General features: G+C 66.8%; 24 protein-coding genes. 9 read left to right on the top strand and 15 right to left on the bottom strand.

Annotation, left to right across the window (positions count from 1 at the left end; translation table 11 throughout):
• Positions 1-106: 106 nt before the first annotated feature.
• The 7 genes from AB0M24_RS08085 to AB0M24_RS08055 form a co-directional block, all read right to left on the bottom strand.
• Positions 107-592, bottom strand: coding sequence for a DUF6653 family protein (locus AB0M24_RS08085; RefSeq protein WP_363762481.1), 486 nt, complete (start codon positions 590-592; stop codon positions 107-109).
• Positions 589-1,866, bottom strand: a complete 1,278-nt coding sequence (locus AB0M24_RS08080; RefSeq protein WP_363762478.1) for a glycosyltransferase — start codon at positions 1,864-1,866, stop codon at positions 589-591. Before AB0M24_RS08080 ends, AB0M24_RS08085 begins: the two co-directional genes overlap by 4 nt.
• Positions 1,866-2,462 (bottom strand): TetR family transcriptional regulator, encoded by a 597-nt coding sequence (locus tag AB0M24_RS08075; protein WP_363762475.1) that lies wholly within the window; start codon positions 2,460-2,462, stop codon positions 1,866-1,868. Before AB0M24_RS08075 ends, AB0M24_RS08080 begins: the two co-directional genes overlap by 1 nt.
• 41 nt (positions 2,463-2,503) lie before the next feature.
• Positions 2,504-3,802: an ArsB/NhaD family transporter gene (locus tag AB0M24_RS08070; RefSeq protein ID WP_363762472.1), complete on the bottom strand. Its 1,299-nt coding sequence runs from the start codon at positions 3,800-3,802 to the stop codon at positions 2,504-2,506.
• Complete coding sequence (locus AB0M24_RS08065; RefSeq protein ID WP_363762470.1) at positions 3,799-4,266, bottom strand: CBS domain-containing protein; 468 nt, start codon at positions 4,264-4,266, stop codon at positions 3,799-3,801. The genes AB0M24_RS08070 and AB0M24_RS08065 overlap by 4 nt, the downstream gene beginning before the upstream one ends.
• 197 nt (positions 4,267-4,463) lie before the next feature.
• Positions 4,464-5,084: an NAD(P)-binding protein gene (locus tag AB0M24_RS08060; RefSeq protein ID WP_363762467.1), complete on the bottom strand. Its 621-nt coding sequence runs from the start codon at positions 5,082-5,084 to the stop codon at positions 4,464-4,466.
• An 85-nt stretch (positions 5,085-5,169) separates the two neighbouring features.
• Positions 5,170-5,847, bottom strand: coding sequence for a response regulator (locus AB0M24_RS08055; RefSeq protein ID WP_363762464.1), 678 nt, complete (start codon positions 5,845-5,847; stop codon positions 5,170-5,172).
• Positions 5,848-6,022: 175 nt separating this feature from the next.
• On the opposite strand from AB0M24_RS08055, the gene AB0M24_RS08050 reads away from it, so the two are divergent.
• From AB0M24_RS08050 to AB0M24_RS08035, 4 genes are all read left to right on the top strand, one after another.
• Positions 6,023-6,397: an ATP-binding protein gene (locus AB0M24_RS08050; protein ID WP_363762461.1), complete on the top strand. Its 375-nt coding sequence runs from the start codon at positions 6,023-6,025 to the stop codon at positions 6,395-6,397.
• Between the two features lie 125 nt (positions 6,398-6,522).
• A complete protein-coding gene (locus tag AB0M24_RS08045) occupies positions 6,523-7,026 on the top strand; it encodes an isoprenylcysteine carboxylmethyltransferase family protein (RefSeq protein WP_363762458.1) in 504 nt (167 codons plus the stop codon).
• A 152-nt stretch (positions 7,027-7,178) separates the two neighbouring features.
• On the top strand, positions 7,179-8,204 hold the full coding sequence (locus tag AB0M24_RS08040) for a hypothetical protein (RefSeq protein WP_363762456.1): 1,026 nt from the start codon (positions 7,179-7,181) through the stop codon (positions 8,202-8,204).
• Positions 8,117-8,401 (top strand): DUF3040 domain-containing protein, encoded by a 285-nt coding sequence (locus AB0M24_RS08035; protein WP_363762453.1) that lies wholly within the window; start codon positions 8,117-8,119, stop codon positions 8,399-8,401. The genes AB0M24_RS08040 and AB0M24_RS08035 overlap by 88 nt, the downstream gene beginning before the upstream one ends.
• Positions 8,402-8,455: 54 nt before the next feature.
• Here AB0M24_RS08035 and thpD read toward each other — a convergent pair whose 3' ends face one another.
• Genes thpD through ectA form a run of 4 tightly spaced genes read right to left on the bottom strand, consistent with a single transcriptional unit; the run spans position 8,456 to position 11,565 of the window.
• Complete coding sequence (gene thpD / locus AB0M24_RS08030) at positions 8,456-9,355, bottom strand: ectoine hydroxylase (protein WP_363762450.1); 900 nt, start codon at positions 9,353-9,355, stop codon at positions 8,456-8,458.
• Positions 9,352-9,753 carry an ectoine synthase gene (locus AB0M24_RS08025; RefSeq protein ID WP_363762447.1) on the bottom strand — a complete coding sequence of 134 codons (402 nt, stop codon included), beginning with the start codon at positions 9,751-9,753 and terminating at the stop codon, positions 9,352-9,354. Before AB0M24_RS08025 ends, thpD begins: the two co-directional genes overlap by 4 nt.
• Positions 9,754-9,762: 9 nt before the next feature.
• Positions 9,763-11,010 (bottom strand): diaminobutyrate--2-oxoglutarate transaminase, encoded by a 1,248-nt coding sequence (gene ectB, locus AB0M24_RS08020; protein WP_363762444.1) that lies wholly within the window; start codon positions 11,008-11,010, stop codon positions 9,763-9,765.
• Between the two features lie 27 nt (positions 11,011-11,037).
• Positions 11,038-11,565 (bottom strand): diaminobutyrate acetyltransferase, encoded by a 528-nt coding sequence (ectA, locus tag AB0M24_RS08015; RefSeq protein ID WP_363762441.1) that lies wholly within the window; start codon positions 11,563-11,565, stop codon positions 11,038-11,040.
• Positions 11,566-11,843: 278 nt separating this feature from the next.
• On the opposite strand from ectA, the gene ehuB reads away from it, so the two are divergent.
• From ehuB to ehuA, 4 genes are read left to right on the top strand one after another with little or no spacing between them, the layout of a single operon-like run.
• Positions 11,844-12,713 carry an ectoine/hydroxyectoine ABC transporter substrate-binding protein EhuB gene (ehuB, locus tag AB0M24_RS08010; RefSeq protein ID WP_363762438.1) on the top strand — a complete coding sequence of 290 codons (870 nt, stop codon included), beginning with the start codon at positions 11,844-11,846 and terminating at the stop codon, positions 12,711-12,713.
• Positions 12,714-12,734: 21 nt separating this feature from the next.
• Positions 12,735-13,415, top strand: coding sequence for an ectoine/hydroxyectoine ABC transporter permease subunit EhuC (ehuC, locus tag AB0M24_RS08005; RefSeq protein ID WP_363762435.1), 681 nt, complete (start codon positions 12,735-12,737; stop codon positions 13,413-13,415).
• Positions 13,412-14,071 (top strand): ectoine/hydroxyectoine ABC transporter permease subunit EhuD, encoded by a 660-nt coding sequence (ehuD, locus tag AB0M24_RS08000; protein ID WP_363762432.1) that lies wholly within the window; start codon positions 13,412-13,414, stop codon positions 14,069-14,071. Before ehuC ends, ehuD begins: the two co-directional genes overlap by 4 nt.
• Complete coding sequence (gene ehuA, locus AB0M24_RS07995) at positions 14,068-14,850, top strand: ectoine/hydroxyectoine ABC transporter ATP-binding protein EhuA (RefSeq protein WP_363762429.1); 783 nt, start codon at positions 14,068-14,070, stop codon at positions 14,848-14,850. The genes ehuD and ehuA overlap by 4 nt, the downstream gene beginning before the upstream one ends.
• Before the next feature lie 4 nt (positions 14,851-14,854).
• Here ehuA and AB0M24_RS07990 read toward each other — a convergent pair whose 3' ends face one another.
• The 4 genes from AB0M24_RS07990 to AB0M24_RS07975 all read right to left on the bottom strand — a co-directional run bounded on the left by AB0M24_RS07990 (position 14,855) and on the right by AB0M24_RS07975 (position 17,522).
• Positions 14,855-15,472: an NAD(P)-binding protein gene (locus AB0M24_RS07990; protein ID WP_363762426.1), complete on the bottom strand. Its 618-nt coding sequence runs from the start codon at positions 15,470-15,472 to the stop codon at positions 14,855-14,857.
• Positions 15,473-15,483: 11 nt separating this feature from the next.
• On the bottom strand, positions 15,484-15,870 hold the full coding sequence (locus tag AB0M24_RS07985) for a hypothetical protein (RefSeq protein ID WP_363762423.1): 387 nt from the start codon (positions 15,868-15,870) through the stop codon (positions 15,484-15,486).
• 3 nt (positions 15,871-15,873) lie between these two features.
• Positions 15,874-16,494, bottom strand: coding sequence for an NAD(P)-binding protein (locus tag AB0M24_RS07980; RefSeq protein WP_363762420.1), 621 nt, complete (start codon positions 16,492-16,494; stop codon positions 15,874-15,876).
• A gap of 236 nt (positions 16,495-16,730) precedes the next feature.
• The gene (locus AB0M24_RS07975) at positions 16,731-17,522 is read right to left on the bottom strand and encodes a DUF4142 domain-containing protein (protein ID WP_363762417.1); all 792 of its coding nucleotides are present in this window, start codon (positions 17,520-17,522) and stop codon (positions 16,731-16,733) included.
• A gap of 551 nt (positions 17,523-18,073) precedes the next feature.
• Between AB0M24_RS07975 and AB0M24_RS07970 the strand changes: the two genes are divergently transcribed.
• Positions 18,074-18,757, top strand: coding sequence for a response regulator transcription factor (locus AB0M24_RS07970; protein ID WP_363763054.1), 684 nt, complete (start codon positions 18,074-18,076; stop codon positions 18,755-18,757).
• Positions 18,758-18,759: the final 2 nt, after the last annotated feature.

Raw genomic sequence — 18,759 nt, 5'->3', positions numbered from 1 at the left:
GCTCGCAGGTCATGCGGTGTGTGCCGCACCATGCGAGGCACCTCCTGGTCTCGGACGACAGCTCTGCCACATCGCCGACCAGGCTTCCCGGCACACCGCGGAAAGCCTAACCCGTGATCACCCCATCGCGCTGCCCGACCCGCTCCCACAACCAGCCGAACCGATCGATCCGCCACAGCTGCGCCACGACCAGCAACGTCGTACCGAACACCGTGGGCCACACCTCCAGCCGGACCAGCCCCCACGCCATCAGGCCGAAACCAGCGAGTCCGAGCACCACCAGAATCCGCAGCACGACGAGGTGGTTCGGCGGCACCAGCGACTTGTCACCCACCCACGCGTGCTCACCGTAGATCCCACGCGCGGCCCATCCCGCTGGCTCGACCGGCGGGAACGCCGACGGGTTCACGAACAGCCGCACGACCACGGCCGCGATCGGGAGCAGGCACCACCAGCCGATCCAGGTACGGCTCCAGATGGCGACCAGCATCAGCGGAATCGCGGCGAACCGCGTCCAGACACTCCAAGGATTCGCGTGGCGCCTCCAGGCCTCCTCGTCCATGCGGAACGTCTTGGCCACTGCTTCCTTCATACCCATCGTGGTTCCTCCCCAGCGTCAACGGCGTGTTCCAGTGCGTCGACCGCCTGGTCGACGCCGTTCTCCGCGCGAATGTCCGCGCCCAACTGCTCGGCCCGCTCACACATGGCGGTATCACCGATCGCCCGGCTGATCGCCTCCGCGAGCCGGTCAGCGGTGAGTTGCGGCTGCCGCACCGGTGGCGCCCCGACACCGACGGCGTGCATGCGGTCCGCCCAATGCGGCTGGTCGGCGACGAACGGGCACACCACCTGCGGCCGCCCCGCCGCCAGCGCCGCAGCCGTGGTGCCACCGCCTCCGTGGTGCACGACCGCACGCACGCGTGGGAACAACCAGTCGTGCGGAGCCTGGTCGATCACCAGCACGTCGTCCGAGTCGATCCCGGTGATCCCGCCCCAACCTGTGGCCACGACCGCGCGTACGCCGGCCTTCCGCACCGCCTGCGCCACCACCCCGGCGGTGTGCTGCGCCTTGCGGCCGGCCATGCTGCCGAATCCCACGTAGACCGGCTCCGGCCCGTCGTCGAGAAACCGCACCAGTTCGCCCGGCGGTGTCCACGAGGCGGTCGCGGGCAGGTACCAGAATCCGGTGGTGCGCACGAAATTCGGCCAGTCCGGATCAACGGGTGTGACCAGGCTGCTGAACGCCTGCAGCACCAACTGTTCTCGCAGAAGGTCATGAACTCCACGACGAGGGGGCAACTCGAGGTCCTGGATCCGCCACCTCGCCGCGACGCCGCGGAATGAACGCAAGGTCGCCGACACCACCAGGTAGGTCGCCCGGTTGAGCTGCCGCGGCAACTTCGGCAGCGGAACCATCGAACAGGGGAACCGGTTCGTCGGGACCCAGCCCGGCTGGAAGGTGGCGAGCACGGCGGGCACGCCGAGCAGCTCCGCCGCGTGCTGCGCAGGCAGGCTTGGCGTGTGCACCACGACGTCAGCGCGCGATTCTCGTGCCGCCGCGCCGACATCGCGCAGCACGTCCGCCATCAACGGTTTGATTCGGCGCGCAGTGCGCACTGCGGTGATCTTGCCGCTGATCCCCCGATAGCCGCCGTCGATCGCCTCCTTGACGACGGGATCGTCCATCAGCCGGTTCGGTCCCTCGTCGAGAGGCGCGAACTCCACGCCGTGCTCCGCGGCCGCGCCCGCGAACGACTCCGGCGCAGCGAGCACCGCCTCGTGCCCGCGCCCTCGTAGCGCCACCGCCAGCGCCAGGAACGGTTGCACGTCCCCGCGAGTGCCATGAGTGACCAGCAACGCCCTCATCACTCATCCACCGCACTGAACGCCTTGAGCCAACGGTCGTCGGTGAACAACCCTCCGGTGAGCATCTCCAGGCCGGCACGCGCACCACGTACGGCTGTCGTCGTCTCAGCCGGGTCTCCGTCCAACAACCGTCCGACCTGGTCGCCGAGCACCAAGGGCGCCAGCAACCACGACACATAGGTAACTGCACGCGCCCGCCCGTCCGAGGTCGGCCGCACCCAGCCCTCCGCCTCGCCCTGAGCCAGCCACTGCTCGGTGCGGTCCACGATCTCGGCGAACAACGTCGTGGCCGCGTCCGTGCCGTCCAGCAACGCACGCGCCAGATAACGCCGGAGCGGGGTCGCCGCTCGCAGCATCTCCCCCAGCGCGCTGATGTCGGCGTCGCCGCCGGCTCGGATGGCCTCGAGCACATGCTCGTCGCACGCCTGACGCAGACCTTCCTTGGAACCGAAGTGGTGCAACACCAACGCGGCCGACACACCCGCGTCAGCGGCGACTGCCCGCACCGAGGCCCCCGCGATGCCGTCGGTCCCGAAGCGGGCCAGTGCGGCGTCCCGGATGCGGGCTCGCGCCGTGAGATCAGAGGCTGAACGCATGTTCAGAGTATTGAACATGCGTTCAGCCCGGTCAAGCCCCCTCAGGCCAGCACGAAGTAACGCAGCCAGAGGTACGGCGCTGCGAGCAGCACGGAAAGTCCCGCGACGACTGCCCCATAGCGGGTGAACTGCCAGAAACTGATCGGCGTGCCGTTGCGCGCGGCGAGCCCGAGTACGACGACGTTGGCGCTCGCCCCGACAGCCGTGGCGTTGCCGCCGAGGTCCGCACCGAGCGCGAGCGACCACCACATCGACTCGGCCTGATGCGTTCCCCCTTGCGCTGCAACGAGATCGGCGACGATCGGTGACATCGTGGCAACGTAGGGGATGTTGTCCACAATGGCCGACAACAACGCGGAGACGACCAGCAGAACCATCACCGCCAACAGCGGCTCACCGCCGACCGAGTCCGCCAGCGCCTGGGACACCTGCCCGATCACACCGGTCTTCACCAGGGCGCCGACCATCACGAACAGCCCCATGAAGAAGACCAGGGTCTCCCACTCGACGTCCGCGATCGCCTCCTCGGTGGTGACCTTGGAGATCAGCACCAGTAGGCCGGCCCCGAGCAGCGCGACCACAGCCGGCTCCACGTGCAGCGCGCTGTGCAGGACGAAGCCCGCGAGGACCAGAGCGAGCACCACAAGGCTCTGCACCAGCAACGTCCGGTCCTTGATGGCCTCGCGTTCCTCGAGCGCCATGACCTCGGCGACGCGTTCCTCGTTGTACTGGAAGGAGTCACGGAACAGCCAGCGGCAGACCGCGACGAACACCACCATCAGCACGATGATGAACGGTGCGAGGTGGATCAGGAAGTCGTTGAACGACAAGCCTGAACGACTGGCGATGATGATGTTCGGCGGGTCACCGATGAGCGTCGCCGTGCCGCCGATGTTCGAGGCGAGCACTTCGGCGATCAGGAACGGGATCGGGTTGAGCCCGAGGCGGTCGCACACCAGGAACGTCACCGGCGCGATCAGCAGCACGGTCGTGACGTTGTCCAGAGCCGCCGACGCCACCGCGGTGATCACCACGAACATCGCCAGCACCGCGAACGGCTTTCCCCTGGCACGCTTGGCCGCCGCGATCGCCAGGTACTCGAACAACCCGGTCTGCTTGATCACTCCAACGATGATCATCATGCCGAGAAGCAGGAACACCACGTTCCAGTCGATGCCCGCGTCGAGCGAGTGGAACGCGGTCTCCCCGTTGGTCAGTCCGAGTGCCAGCATCAGCGCCGCGCCACCCAACGCCGCTGCGACGCGGTGCACGCGTTCGGTGGCGATAAGGATGTACGCGCCGACGAAGACCACTACGGACAGGACCTGGGATGCGGTCACGCTTGTTCTCCGGCCGCGGCGAGGATGATGTCGAGCAGGTGCGAGGTGGTGACCACGCCGTGAATCGTGTCGTCGTCGCTGACCAGCAGCAGCGGTGAGTGCAGGCGCGCCATCATCGCGGCGCACTCGATCAGCGTCGCGTCACCGGCCACCCGCGGCAGCTCGTAGCGCTTCTCCTTGGGCGGCAGGAGTTCCTTGACGGTTCGCCCCTTGAGTTTGGTGACGCACGCTTCCGCGCCACCGCGTTCGTCGTACACCCGAGCCAGTGACGGATCCTCCTGCACGTAGCCCGGAACGATGAACCGCAACACCTGGGAGCCGGGCAGCACGGTCACCGGCTTGTGGTCCGCGTCGACCACCACGACGCCCGGCCGCCTTTGCTCGGCGATCAGCCTGGCGGCGGTCAACGCGTCATCGGTCAGCTGCACCAGCGGATATTCCTCGGCGAGATCACGAGCTAGCACGACGAACCCCTTCGAACGAACCTGATGTAACCACCGTCACACTCGGCGCTAACATGATGTTCCAACTATCGATCCATCAGGGCAGGAGCGCAGCCCATGTCCGGTCTTGTAGTCGCAGTGTTGCTGATCGTGGGCTTTCTGGCCGTCGCCCTGGCCGTGCGGGCGATCGGACGGCACTGACCCCGGCTGGGTCGTCGTCACCCGGCGACGTCCAGGGCCACCAGGCGATCGTCAGGTCGCAGACGGCCGAGCGCTTTGTCATCCCGCCAGAACCGCGTGCCGTCGCGGATCACGGCGAGCACCAACGGATCGCATTCGGCCAACGCCAGGCCGACCTCTGGGCGACGCACCCGCCGCTGCGCGATCACCAACTCACCGTCCAGCTGCAGCTCCTGGCCGCAACGGCGAGTTCTGCGCACCGACAGACCGAGAGATCTCCCGACGAGCTGCTCCGTCACGAGCACCTGATCGGCTCCCACGCACAGAGCGAGTTCCCGCCAGCGGCCTTCCCGGACGGAGGTCGTGATCTTCACGCTGCTGTTGAGGCGCCGGACGGCAGCGGTGATCCGCAGCGCGGACATGTCGTCGGACACCGTCACGATCACCTGCGCGGCTCGGCACACGCCCGCGGAACGCAGGGTCTCGGCCTCCGCACCCCCGCCGAGCACCGCGCTCGCGCCACACCGGGCCGCTAGCACGACACGCGCCGGGTCGGAGTCGACGACGACCAGCTCAGAGAAGGCCTGACCTGCGCGAAGCACCCCGGCCGCGGTGTGTCCGGTGTCGCCGTAGCCGATCAGTACGACGTGCGAGGTCATGCGAACTCCCGATCTCCAGCGACAGCTCCGCCCTGTCGCCGACCAGGCTTCCCGGCACACCGCGCACGAGCCTAGCGTCCTTTCGTCAAAGCTCGAACCGGTGGCCGAGCCCTGGTTCGGTGATGAGGTGCCGCGGCCGTGACGGGTCGTCCTCGAGCTTGCGCCGCAACTGGGCCAGGTAGACCCGCAGGTACTGGAGTTCGCCGACGCGGTCTGGTCCCCACACTTCGCGCAGCAGCCGGTGATGGGACACGAGCCGGCCGGAGTTGCGGACCAGGACTTCGAGGACCGCCCACTCGTTCGGGGTGAGGTGGACCTCGACGCCTTTCCGGTACACGCGCTTGGCCCCGAGGTCGACGGTGAAGGCCTCGGCGATGACGACCGGATCCCGGGCCACTTCAGCGTTTGCCCTACGCACGAATGCACGCAGACGTGCCAGCAACTCTTCCAAGTCGAAGGGTTTGGTGACGTAGTCGTCGGCGCCCGCGTCGAGTGCGCTCACCTTGTACGTCGGCTCTGGACGTTCGGACAGCACGATCACGGGCACCGGAGTGCGTTCGCGAAGGTCAGCGATCAACTCGACGGGATCGGTGTCCGGCATTGCGGGATCGAGGACCACGACGTCCGGCTTACCGCTCGAGGCAATGTCCAATGCGGTCTCGCCGTCCTCAGCCACGAGCACGTCGTGCCCGCAGCCGATGAGAGCGTCTCGCAGTTCATGAACAGCTTGCGGTTCGTGGTCGACAACCAGGACCGTGACCATGCCGGGTACTCCTCGATGACAGCGCGCCGAATGCTTCGCTGTACAGCGCCGTGGTGAGCGACACACCGTAGCCGATCATGAACTGCGCGACGCGTCACCTTCCGGGTCACTTACGATCCACGTCCGACGTTGATCTCCGCCGCCTCCGGCAATGGCACCGTGCCAAACTCGCCGCGTGCTGGAAGCGCGTCTTGATCTCGGCAATGACGAGATCGTGCTCCGCGCAGTCAGGGAGTGGATCAGCAAGACACTCGAAGTGTTGCCGCCGGATCTGCTCGACGACGTCCTGCTCGTGGCGAACGAGCTGGTGAGCAACATGATCGACCACGCGGAAGGCCCTCGATCGCTGTCACTCCGGCTGCGTGACGGCCAGCTGCGCGTCGAGGCGACCGACGGCAGCCCACGCGCCACACCGATTGTCGGACGATCGCGGCTGAGCGAGTCGCGCGGTCGCGGCCTCATCATCGTCAACGCGTGCAGCACCTCTTGGGGCGTCGACTTGGCGCATGACCACAAAACCGTCTGGGCCGAAGTGCCCCTCGGCACCTGAGCACGGTCACACATCACCCGACACGGGTGAAGACCACGGCGATCTACACCGATTGGGTGAAATGGATGGCGAGTTCGGACCCCAGCACTACCAACGGTACGACTACCGCACGAACAATCTCGGCCATGCAAACCAGGACAGCGGTACTCGGCTCAGCGGCCTTCCTCGTCGTCGCGCCCGGAACGGTGGCCGGCCTCGTTCCCTGGTTGCTGACCGGCTGGCGGGTCGATCCGCCCATCCAGTTCTGGCTTCCGTTCCAGGTGCTGGGCGTCCTGATCCTGGCCATCGCGGCCGTTGTGCTCGTGTCGGCGTTCATCCGCTTCGCGGTGGAGGGGTTCGGCACCCCGGCACCCATCGCTCCACCGGACCGGTTGGTCGTCGGTGGCCTGTACCGGTACGTGCGCAACCCGATGTACCTCGCGGTGTTGTCCGCGATCGTCGGCCAAACGCTCCTTTTTGGACAGATAGTCCTCCTCGTGTACGCGGTGGTCATCGCCGCGGGGTTCGTGGCGATGGTGCACTGGCACGAGGAGCCCGCACTGCGCCGCAGCTTCGGAGACGAGTACGCGACCTACCGGAAGTCAGTGCCCGGCTGGTGGCCGCGTCTTCGTCCGTGGCAGGCCACCTGACCCGGAGCGGCCGACAGCCAGACGCTGTGCCGCACAAGCGTTTTCACCCACCCTCCGGCCCTTTCGCCGGAGGATCGCACGATCTATCCTGATGGCAGGTGTGCCGGGAAGCCTGGTCGGCGTGATGCAGTTTCCCGTGCGAAAGGTCTGCCATGCGCACCAGAAGAGCCCTCGTCATCGGCGGGGGCACCGCCGCCCTGGCGAGCGCCTACCGTTTGCTGAGAAGTGATTGGGAAGTCGTTCTGCCGGGCGCAGGTACCGCAGCGCCCGTCTGGGAACCTCCCGAGGTGCTGACCGGTGCCGGCACAGATGCCGCACGGCGACTCGGCCTGTTGTCAGCGCTCACCGAACGGCAGCAGCCGCGGTGCCACCTCGTCCATGTGAGCACGGCGGGCGTGCCGCTCGCGATCAGTCCCCCACCCGCTCAGCGCCGCCTGGTTTTGTGTCCGAACGATGTCGCGGAGGCACTGAGGAACGAGGTCGGTGACGACCTGACGCCTCAGGCTGCCGCGGTATCCGCCGTCACCCAGGACGCCTGCGGTGCGACGGTGCGCTACTCGAACGGCGAGAACGAGTGGTTCGATCTCGTCGTTGATACCAACAGGCCCGACAAATGCGTGGCTCCTACGTGGTCGGTGATGTCCGGCCGGATCCAGGTCGAGTCCGCCTGCGCGGTGGCGATGAACGACACCGACAGATCTGTTCGGCTCCACCCGTTGAACGAGGGGGACTCGGTGGTGTCGTTCACCTGGCGGCACAGCGGAGACACACCGTGGCCACACGCCTTCACCGGACTCGGGTGGATCGTGCCCGACCTTCTGTCGCATGTAGACAGTAGCGAGTCCCTCCACCGCCGGGACATCACACCAGCCAGGCCTGACCGATGGGCGCACGGACCGATCGCGGTTCTCGGTGGTGACATCTGGAACGTCGGCCAGACGACCTCGCTCGAACTCGTCGCGGCCGAGCTCCTGGGCGACGCACTGGACATCTTCACCGACACGAGCGACGCACTGCGCTGGTGGGAACGGACCCTGCGACCGGCCGTACGACGAGCGCAGGCCCGTGACCTGGCCGAACAGGAGATGATGTGGGACTTGCCGACCACGAGAAGCGCGAGCTCGAAGCGATCGCGCAGCACCTCGAAGAGGACGACCCCAACTTCGCCACGAAGCTGAGCAAGCCACCGTGGCTCGCGTGGTTGTCCGGCACCACGCTGTTCGTGCTGGGACTGCTGGCGACCTACACGGTTGGTCTTGTCGGCTTGGCCGCCGGGGTCAGTTTGTCGTCGTGGCCGCTGATCGCGGTGTCCGTCGCGATCGTCGCCATCTACCCCGTGAAAGTCGTCATCGCCTTGACCCGCAAACAGAAATAGCGCACAGAAGAGGTGCCCGCGCCCTCGGGGCGTGGGCACCTCTTCTGCTTCGGCTCAGCTTTGGCCGACGGGGGCGAAGTCCCGTGACGCCGCGAAGTCCGGCCGAGGCTTGGCGGCGGCGAACGGCTCGGTCAGCACGTTCTCAACGCTGTTGAACACCAAGAAGATGTTCGAGCGAGCGAACGGCGTGATGTTGCTGCCGGACCCGTGCATGCTGTTGCAGTCGAACATGAGCGCCGATCCCGCCGCACCGGTGAACTGCTCGATGCCGTGCTCGGCGGCGAGCGCCGTGAGATGCGTCCGGCTCGGCACTCCGATCTCCTGCTCCTTGAGCGACTCCTTGTAGTGCTCGTCCGGAGTCTCCCCCACGCACGGCACGAAGGTCCGGTGCGCTCCCGGCATCAACATGAGACCGCCGTTGTACGGGTGGTTGTCGGTCAGTGCGATCGAGATGCTGACCGCCCGCATGAGCGGCATGCCGTCCTCGGCGTGCCACGTCTCGAAGTCCGAGTGCCAGTAGAAGCCGGTGCCGGTGAAGCTGGGCATGAAGTTGACCCGGCTCTGGTGCACGTACACGTCCGAGCCGAGGATCTGCCTGGCCCGGCCGGCGACCCTGTCGTCCGCGGCCAGTGCCGCGATCATCTCGTTGGTCCGGTGCACGTCGAAGATCGAGCGCACGTCGTTGGACTTCTTCTCGATGATCGTCCGCTCGTCGGCCCGCACGGCGTCGTCCGCACGCATCTGGGCGAGCTCCTGCCGGTACGCCAGCACCTCGTCCGGGCTCAGCAGGCCGTCGACGGTCAGGAAACCCTTCTCGTCATAGGATTCCAGGGTCGCGGGGTCGATCGGACCGTCGACAGCGCCCTGCCACACGACCGGGTCGGTTCGCGGCAGCAAGCCGGTCTCCGTCGCGGTGCGCGTGGGATACCGGTCCTCGGTCCTGGTCGCAGTCATGCGGTTGCTTCCTCCTCCACTACGAGCGGATACACACCGTTCTCGTCGTGTACCTCGCGTCCGGTCACCGGCGGGTTGAACACGCAGATCGCGCGGATGTCCGTGTGAGGCCGGACCTGGTGCCTTTCGTTGCCGTTCAACAGGTAGAGCGTGCCGGGGCGGAGTTGGTAGGTCTCGCCCGTCTCCTTGTCGGTGAGCTCGCCCTCCCCTGCCACGCACAGCACGGCCTCGACGTGGTTGGCGTACCAGAAGTCGTTGCTGGTGCCTGCCTTCAGCACGGTCTCGTGGAGTGAGAAACCGACCCGATCGCCGGCGAGGATGATGCGCTTGCTGCGCCAGTTCGGGGTGACGACATCGCGCTCGGTGCCGTCGAGTTCGTCCAGTGTGCGAACGATCATGCTTTCCTCTCAGACGGCCGTGCAGACGAGGACGGCGTCGGCGAACCGGGTGAGCCCGTCCTCCAGGTCCTCGTCCGTGATGGTCAACGGCGGCATCAGCTTCACCACCTCGCCGGAGGGACCAGAGGTCTCGACGAGCAACCGCCGCTCGAACGCAGCAGCCGCCACCTGGCCTGCCACAGCGGGGTCCGCGAACGCCAGACCACGAGCCAGGCCTCGCCCACGCGGCAGGACACCGGGAACGTTTCCGGCAATCGACTCCAGCACAGCCTCGATCTGTTCACCCTTGGCGAGCGTGCTCTTCTCCAACCGGTCGTCCGCCCAGTACGTGTCGAGCGCGGCGGCAGCGGTCACGAACGACGCGTTGTTGCCGCGGAAGGTTCCGTTGTGCTCACCGGGCTCCCATACGTCGAGGTGCGGGCGCACCAGCGTGAGCGCCATCGGCAGGCCATAACCGCCAATGGACTTCGACAGGCACACGATGTCCGGGGTGATCTCCGCGGGTTCGAAGCTGAAGAACGGGCCGGTCCGGCCGCACCCCATCTGGACGTCGTCGACGATGAGCAGGATCTCGTGCTTGCGGCAGAGATCCGCGAGCCCCGCGAGCCACTCGAACCTGGCGACGTTGATACCGCCTTCACCCTGCACCGACTCGACGATCACCGCGGCCGGTTTGTTCAGGCCGCTGCCGCTGTCGCTGAGCAACCGTTCGAAGTACAGGAAGTCCGGGTAACGCCGGTCGAAGTAGTTGTCGTACGGCATCGGTGTCGCATGTACGAGCGGAATCCCGGCACCGCCCCGTTTCATCGAGTCACCGCTCACGGACAACGCTCCCAGAGTCATGCCGTGGAACGCGTTGGTGAAGTTGATGACGGACTCGCGCCCGGTCACCTTCCGCGCGAGCTTGAGCGCCGACTCGACCGAGTTCGTACCGGTCGGCCCGGGGAACTGGACCTTGTAGTCCAGGCCGCGTGGCCCGAGCACGAACTCCTCGAACTTCTCCAGGAACTCGCGCTTGGCCGCAGTGTGCATGTCCAGTGAGTGGATCACGCGATCTGCCGCGAGGTAGTCGAGCAACGCCTGTTTCAACACCGGGTTGTTGTGCCCGTAGTTGAGCGCTCCGGCACCAGCGAAGAAGTCCAGGTACTTCCGCCCGTTCTCGGCGTAGAGCCAGCTGCCCTCCGCGCGATCGAACACGACCGGCCAGCTGCGGCAGTAGCTGCGAACTTCGGATTCAAGGCTGTGAAAGATGTTCACCAGAGTTCCACCATGGGTTCGTGGTCGTCAGCGGTCCGGCCAGGGGCCGATGCGGTACAACGTCTCCGAGTCGTGCCCGTCCGGGAACAGCTCGGCGGGGAACAACAGCCAGCGTTCCAGGCCGACTCCGTGATCCCTGGCCAACGCGGAGAACAGACGGACGGATGCCGTGTTCGCGGTCGTGATGGTGGTGTCGAGGAACCGAGCGCCGCGTGCGCGGGCCTGCGCCACGACCGCCTCCAGCATCGTCCTGGCCACGCCCGCACCCCGGTAGGAGCTCTCCACCGCCACCTGCCAGACGAACAGCGTCTCCGGCTCGTCCGGCCGGAGGTAGCCCGTCACGAACCCGATCGGCCGCGTGCCCACCTTCGCCACCACCGAGGTGGCGGCGAAGTCCCGCGCCCACAACAGGTAGGCGTAGGACGAGTTCAGGTCGAGCACACCCGTGTCCCTGGCGATTCTCCACATCTCGGAGCCGTCGCCGACCGACGGGACCTCGATCGTCACGCCAGGCGCCGGAGCCTCGTCGCCGTGTTTCGTTCGGTTGCCGAGCATGCTGCTGGAACGTAACAGCTCTCCGCACCGGTCAACACTGTTGTCATGTGCAACATTTGCCCAATCCACCCTTTCGACCCAGCTGAGCTGCGAAGACGGCAGACAATGTGACGCCAGCCATAGAAGTTGGTCCACTTAGGACAATCTTTCGTTCTCCTTTCTATGTCGAGCTTCTGGTGAAGACGGTCCAGTCTGGATTGCGGCGGTCCGACCAACGTCGTACGGTCGGACCGCCCTGTAGTCGAAGTTGGGACACCACCTTCGTGTCTTCACCTCACATGAGCCGACGGCTGTTCCTCGGCGCGGGACTGCTCACGATCACCGGCTGCAGCACGGTGGATCTGGGCGCGGAGCGCAACGGCGGCAACCTCCTCGACCGGCTCCGCGCGAGCGGACAGGTGCGGATGGGGTTCGCCAACGAGGCGCCCTACGGGTACGTCAACCGTGACGGCGTGCTCACCGGGGAAGCCCCGGAGGTCGGGAAGGCGATCTTCCGCAGACTGGGGATCAACCGGTTCGTGCCGGCGCTGTCCGACTTCGGTTCGCTCATCCCCGGTCTGCGCGCGGGACTGTTCGACGTCATCGCGGCCGGCATGTTCATCACGCCGGCCAGGTGCGAACAGATCCTCTTCTCCGATCCGGACTACAACGCGCCCGAGGCTCTGCTCGTGCGCTCGGACGACGCTGGAGGTCCCCGAACGCTCGAGGACTTCGCACAGCGCGACCAGCTGCGGCTCGGCGTCCTGCTCGGCAGCGTGGAGGTCGATGTCGCCGCCGGCTACGGCATTCCGGCAGATCGCGTGGTCACGTTCGCCTCGCAGGCGGGTGCGATCGACGGCGTCCTCGCCGGTCGTGCCGACGGCCTGTTGCTCACCGCCATCTCGCTCCGCGACGCGTTGTCCCGCAGACCGGGTGCGGCCCTCCAGCTCACCGAGCCGTTCGTGCCGGTCATCGACGGCGTTCCCCAGTACGGCGCGGGAGGCTACGGGTTCCGCCCGGACCAGAGGGAGCTGCGCGACGCCTTCAACGAAGAACTGACGGAGCTCAAGACCAGCGGGGAACTTCTGGAGATCGTCAAGCCCTTCGGGTTCACCGAGTCCGAGATGACCGACCTGACCGCCGACCGCCTTTGCCGGCCCGGCACCTGACCCAGGAAGGACGTCGTCGACGTGTCCTCTGGTCTCTGGCTCCGACTCCTCGACGGTCTGCTCGTCACGCTGCAGCTGACCGTCTACGGCGCGGGTTTGGGTCTGGTGTTCGCTTTCGCGGCAGGCATCGCCCGCCTCAGCGCCAATCGCCTCGTGCGCGGGATCTCCTTCGCCTACACCGAGGCGTTCCGCGGGCTTCCTGCCCTCGTCGTGCTGTTCTGGCTGGTGTTCGCGCTGCCCGGCCTGGGGTTCCAGCTGGCTCCCCTGTTCGCGGGTGTAGTGGCATTGTCGCTGAACATCGGCGCGTATGGGGCGGAAGTCGTCCGCGGCGCGATTCTGGCCGTGCCACCGGCACAGCTGGAGGCGGCCACGGCGCTCAACTTCACGCCGTGGCAGAGAATGCGATTGGTCGTGCTACCGCAGGCGGTGGTGACCATGGTGCCGCCGTTCGGGAACCTGCTCATCGAGCTGCTCAAGGCGACGGCGCTGGTGTCGTTGGTCTACCTGCAGGACCTCACCTTCCAGGGGCAGATCGTGCGAGCCGCGACCGGTGACACGGCGATGACCTTCCTCGGTCTGCTGGTCGGTTACGGAGTGATCGCACTCGTGCTGACGGCTCTGATGCGCCTGCTGGAGCGCCGAGTCGCCGCGTCGATCGGGCGCACCGTCCGGCCAAGCCTGTTCGCGGGGAGGATTGCGTGAGCTTCGACTGGAACACCGCCTGGGACGCGCTGCCGCAGTTGCTTCGGGGGCTGCTGATCGCGCTGCAGGCGACCGTGCTCGGCTATCTCATCGCACTCGTTCTCGGCCTGGTGTTCGCCTTGCTGCGCCGGTCCGGGCAACCGTGGATCCGGATCCCGGTCGCGGTCGTGATCGAGTTCATCCGCTCCACGCCGTTGCTGGTGCAGCTCTTCTTCCTGTTCTTCGTGCTGCCGACCGCCGGAATCCAGCTTTCGCCGCTCGCGACGGGCGCCATCGGTCTCGGCATCCACTACGCCACCTACACCTCCGAGGTGTACCGCGCGGGGATCGACGGTGTGCCGGTCGGGCAGTGGGAGGCGGCTACAGCGCTGAGCCTGCCCCGGTGGCGAACCTGGACCAGAATCGTTCTGCCGCAGGCGGTGAAGCGGATCCTGCCCGCGCTCGGCAACTACGCGATCTCGATGTTCAAGGACACTCCACAGCTCACGGTGATCACCGTGATCGAGGTCCTGAGCGTGGTCAAGAGCATCGGCGCGCAGAACTTCCAGTACCTCGAACTGATCACCGCGGCAGGCCTGGTCTACCTGGCCGCCGCACTGCTCATCGCCTGGCCGGTGCGGATCGTCGAACGCCGGTACCGAAGGGAGATCGCATGACCTCCGAGCACGACCAGATCGTGTTTCGCGCTGTCACCACGAAGTTTGGGGACACCGTGGTTCTCGACGACCTGACTTTCGGTGTGGGAGCAGGCGAACGCGTGACGCTGATCGGCCCCAGCGGCTCAGGCAAGACGACGATCCTGCGCATGCTCATGACGCTGGTGCGGCCCGACGACGGCATGATCACCATCGACGGGGACCCTCTGTTCCACGAACAACGCAACGGCTCTCTGATTCCGGCCGGCGAACAGCACCTGCGCGCCATGCGCCGCAAAATCACCATGGTGTTCCAGCAGTACAACCTGTTCCCGAACATGCGGGTGCTGCGCAACGTCACGGAAGCCCCGGTGCACGTGCTCGGACTCGGCAAGGACGAGGCCGAAACGCGGGCGCGCGAGCTGCTGGAACTCGTCGGACTGTCGGACAAGCTGGACGCTTACCCCTCACACCTTTCCGGTGGGCAGCAGCAACGCGTCGCCATCGCGCGTGCGTTGGCCGTGCGCCCGGAGGTCCTGCTGCTCGACGAGGTGACCTCGGCGCTGGACCCGGAGTTGGCCGCCGAGGTGCTCGACGTGCTTCGCGATGTCGCGAAAAGCACCGAAGTCACGATGCTGTGTGTCACGCACGCGATGAAGTTCGCGAAGGACGTGTCCGATCGCGTGCTGATGTTCTGCGACGGCAGGATCATCGAGTCCGGACCTCCAGCGGAGCTGCTGGAGGCACCGAGTCACGAGCGCACGCGCCGGTTCCTGCACTCCGTGCTCGACGAGAGCTGACAGGTCACACGACCGGGGGAACGCTGTCGAGCACGACCAGAAGATCGCCGCTGCGCAGACGATCCGCCGACGGGTCCTCCGCCCACACGCGCCTGCCGTCCCTGATGACCGCGAGCACCTCCGGCCCGCACTCGGACGGCAGGCGCCCGATCTCGTCGAGGCCCACCGCCCGTTCCAGCACGACGAGATCGTCCACATCCGAGGGCGAACCGTCGGACTCGGGCCGCAGTTCCAGGTACCACTCCACGAACTCGTCCTCCGTCAGCACGTGATCCGCGCCGAGGTACTGGATGAGATCGACCAGATTCCTGCTGCGGACGACCGTCGTGACGGTGATCCCCTCGTTCAGGCTCCGCACCACCGACGTGATCCGCAACGCCAACGCGTCGTCGGACACCGCCACGACGACGTGCGCCGCCTCGGGCACACCGGCAGCCTCCAGGGTCGTCAGCCTCCAGCCGAAGCCGAGCACCGCGTCGGCACCGTCCGCTCTGGCCTGCTCCACCCGTTCCGGGTCCACGTCGATCACCGTGGGCCTCGCCCTTCGCGGATCGAACTGCAACGCCCTGAGCAGCACTCGCCCGCTGTCTCCGTAGCCGATCAGGACGATGTGTGAAGCCATCGAACTCCCCGTCACTTCCACTGACGGACTCGCGACGGGCGCAGTGCCGCGCTCGCCACTGAACCGAGAGCGATGGCGAAGCACACGACGACCTGGTTCATCTGCACGACGAGGCTGCCATTGCTCCAGTGCGACAACATCGGTGCGGCTACCAGGAAAACGGCCAGTCCGGAGGTCACCAGGCCCAGCCAAGGCAGTCGAAGCGGTGCACTGGCACGAACTCCACCCACGACCGCGATCAGGGAGGCGAGCACCATGGCGGTTCGATACTCGCCGAACCCGTCTTCGGCGGCGGTGTGATCCAGCACCACCGGACCTGCGAACACCCACAGGCCGGCGATGAACGTCGCGAGACCCGCGCGGCGTTCGACGCTTTGCGCGCGTGCGAGGACATCCATCGATCAGCGGTCCTCGCTCGTGCTGCTCAGCACCAGCAGCCGATCGTCGTCACGCAACGTCGCGACCGCCGGGTCTTCCGCCCAGATCCGCCTTCCGTCCCGGACCACGGCGAGCACCTGGTTGCCGCAATCCAGCGGCGAGCAGCCGATCTCCTCACGTGCCACGGCGCGCTCTGCGACCGTCCATTCGAGATCCGGCAGGCCGGTCCCGTCCGCGGGGACCTCGGAGGAACCGAAGGCCCATTCGGCGGCCTCGACGGCTCCCAGCACGAGATCCGCGCCGAGGTAGCTGACCAGTTCGTGCAACTCCGGGTCGCGGACCACGCTGATCACCGTCGCGGTCTCGTTCAGCGATCGCACGATCGAGGTGATCCTCATCGCCATCGCGTCGTCACGCACCGCGACGACGACCTGGTCCGCGTTGTGAACACCTGCCGACCACAGAACGCTCAGCCGCCAGCCAGAGCCGACCACCGCGGACACTCCGTCCACTTCGGCCTGTTCAACCCTCTCCGGGTCGGCGTCGACGATCGTCAACTCCGTGGCGTGCCCTTCACAGCGCAGCGCCGAGACGACAGCCCGGCCGCGGGCGCTGTAACCGACGAGCACGGCGCGCGAACCCATCCCAACTCCTCGTTCTGGCCGCTACAGACGGTGTTTCCACTCTCACGTGCGGCGATCCCGGGGAGCGGTCCACCCGCGAGCGCACCAGGCGGGTACCGGCCGCCCGATCCGCCGGCCGGTACCCGTTCTCCCCGGAGTGGTTTGGCGCGGACATCCGCCCCGACCGGTGATGTCCGCATCGCCAGTCTGCAGGAAATCCGCTCACCGCGACCTTTCGAGGTCCTTTCGATGAGGTGTCACTCTCGAGATGAGCGACGAGGCCGCCCACTACTCCACAGGTAGATCCCACCGGCCACGGCCGCCAGCACGAGGATGCCGAGCAGACCATCGGAAAAGTCGTTGTTCTCTTCCTGCTGAGCGATGTTCTGCGTCTTGGGCAGGTTCGGCACCACCTGAGGCACCGTCGGGACAACCGTGGGGCTCGGCGCGGGGGCGGCGAGCGCGGCGAGTGGAATCGCCTTGGTGTCCTCGAAATCGACCATGCCGGTGGCTTCGAGCACCTGAATGTGGTCCAGCACGACTTCCATGCACCGCTTGGCGAAGTCGCGGATCGCGGTGTTGCGCGTGCCGGTGCGAACCACCGCCAGGAACTTGTAGACGCCACCGTGCGCGGCGCGCAGGCGGTTGGCGAAGATGCGGTCGAACTCCGTGCTGCCGGCAGGTGCATTGGTCATCTCGGCGATCCAGCCCTGCTGGTCGGAGTTGGCCTCGGTGGGCAACGAGACGTTCAGCGTGCGGCCGAGCTCGAGGACCTTGGCGTCGAGCTCGGCGTGCCCGTTGATCAGGTGCCGTCCGGCCTCCTTCACCAACGGGTTCGCCGATTTCTCCAGGCCGAGACGGCCCGCCGGGCCTTCCCACAGCCCGGCGAGCCGAACCTTGACGAGCATGTCCCGACCGGCGGGCCCCATCGGACCGAACTGGGTCGGCGTGTAGTCCGGACCGAAGTCCGGCTGCGCGGAGGCCGGAGGAACCGAGAGCGAACAGATGACCGTCAGCGCCGCCACCACCTGGGCGAGACGTGTGAGCACCGTGGAACTCCCTTCGCGAAACAGCGGCGAACTCGTGCTCTGACGCGGAGGGATACGGATGAATCAGGCGAACGCGATTATTGCACCGTGCAATGGTTACCTATTCGTTACCAACGCAGACCTGGCAGTAGTGCGGCCCCAGCCGTCGATCCGAACCGGTCCAGCCCGCGATGCCCGCCTGCATCCACAACAGGTCCCAGGCCATGGGGCCGGTGCTGCTGGTTCTGCGTGAGCGGCCACAGCTGTCACACACGAGAATGGTTCCCGTAACGCCCTCGTGAGTGGTCGGCATGCCTGTCACGACTCCGCGAACCCTTCGCTGCTCGGTGGCAGGACCCGGCCGCGTGCTCGACGACCGGACCTGACCTTCCCCGGGAATACCGCGGGCGCGCGCCCACGACGGGCGTGCACCGCAGCGACAACAATGCCGGACGTGTGCACAGTGCAACCTTACGACCTTCTTCCGAAGGCCCCCGTTCAGCACCGGATGCAGCGACGATGAGAACGTGATAGAAGCAGCAGCACAGAAGACCTACGACGAAAAGCAGGACATGGATTTCTCCGTGCTGCTCGTGGACGACGACGAGCGAATCCGCCAAGCGCTCGGCCTGGCCCTCGCGGACGAGGGGTTCGCCGTCGACGAGGCGGTGTCCGGGGAGGATGCCCTGCGCCGGCTCGGTGGCGACGGGTACGACGTGGTCCTGCTGGACCTCATGCTGCCCGGTGTGGACGGTTTGCAGGTCTGCCGGATGCTTCGGGCGCAAGGCGATCTGCCGATCATCATCGTGACCGCGCGCACCGACACGCCCGACGTGATCGCGGGCCTGGAGGCAGGCGCTGACGACTACGTGACCAAACCGCTGGTGGCAAGCGAACTGGCCGCCCGCATACGGGCTCTCCTGCGCAGGCGCGGAGGGACCAAGCAGAACATCTCCTACCGCGTCGAAGACCTTGAGATCTGGCCCGACGAGGGCGTGGTCCACCGCGGTGGTAAGGAGATCAGGTTGACCCGCACCGAGTTCCGGCTGCTGGCCGAACTCGCGGCCGCCGGAGGCCGGATCGTCACCAGGGAGCAACTCCTGCAGCGGGTGTGGGGCTACGACTACTACGGGGACACGCGGTTGCTGGACGTGCACGTGCGCCGGCTGCGCATGAAGGTCGAGCACAACCCCGAGGATCCCGTGTTCGTGCTCACCGTGCGTGGCTCCGGGTACAAGTTCGGACCGCCTCGGTGACG

The sequence above is a fragment of the Lentzea sp. NPDC051838 genome, assembly GCF_040681245.1.
In the GTDB taxonomy this organism is placed as follows: domain Bacteria; phylum Actinomycetota; class Actinomycetes; order Mycobacteriales; family Pseudonocardiaceae; genus Lentzea.
This window is presented reverse-complemented; position numbering and strand designations above follow the sequence as displayed.

Coding starts and splice junctions, on each gene's coding strand:
- AB0M24_RS08040 (WP_363762456.1), top strand. CDS start 7,179: ATGCGCACCAGAAGAGCCCTCGTCATCGGCGGGGGCACCGCCGCCCTG.
- AB0M24_RS08025 (WP_363762447.1), bottom strand. CDS start 9,753: ATGATCGTTCGCACACTGGACGAACTCGACGGCACCGAGCGCGATGTC.
- thpD (WP_363762450.1), bottom strand. CDS start 9,355: ATGACTGCGACCAGGACCGAGGACCGGTATCCCACGCGCACCGCGACG.
- ehuB (WP_363762438.1), top strand. CDS start 11,844: ATGAGCCGACGGCTGTTCCTCGGCGCGGGACTGCTCACGATCACCGGC.
- AB0M24_RS08045 (WP_363762458.1), top strand. CDS start 6,523: ATGCAAACCAGGACAGCGGTACTCGGCTCAGCGGCCTTCCTCGTCGTC.
- AB0M24_RS07970 (WP_363763054.1), top strand. CDS start 18,074: ATGGATTTCTCCGTGCTGCTCGTGGACGACGACGAGCGAATCCGCCAA.
- AB0M24_RS07985 (WP_363762423.1), bottom strand. CDS start 15,870: ATGGATGTCCTCGCACGCGCGCAAAGCGTCGAACGCCGCGCGGGTCTC.
- AB0M24_RS08060 (WP_363762467.1), bottom strand. CDS start 5,084: ATGACCTCGCACGTCGTACTGATCGGCTACGGCGACACCGGACACACC.
- ehuA (WP_363762429.1), top strand. CDS start 14,068: ATGACCTCCGAGCACGACCAGATCGTGTTTCGCGCTGTCACCACGAAG.
- AB0M24_RS08080 (WP_363762478.1), bottom strand. CDS start 1,866: ATGAGGGCGTTGCTGGTCACTCATGGCACTCGCGGGGACGTGCAACCG.
- AB0M24_RS07990 (WP_363762426.1), bottom strand. CDS start 15,472: ATGGCTTCACACATCGTCCTGATCGGCTACGGAGACAGCGGGCGAGTG.
- ectA (WP_363762441.1), bottom strand. CDS start 11,565: ATGCTCGGCAACCGAACGAAACACGGCGACGAGGCTCCGGCGCCTGGC.
- AB0M24_RS08085 (WP_363762481.1), bottom strand. CDS start 592: ATGAAGGAAGCAGTGGCCAAGACGTTCCGCATGGACGAGGAGGCCTGG.
- AB0M24_RS08075 (WP_363762475.1), bottom strand. CDS start 2,462: ATGCGTTCAGCCTCTGATCTCACGGCGCGAGCCCGCATCCGGGACGCC.
- AB0M24_RS08055 (WP_363762464.1), bottom strand. CDS start 5,847: ATGGTCACGGTCCTGGTTGTCGACCACGAACCGCAAGCTGTTCATGAA.
- AB0M24_RS07980 (WP_363762420.1), bottom strand. CDS start 16,494: ATGGGTTCGCGCGCCGTGCTCGTCGGTTACAGCGCCCGCGGCCGGGCT.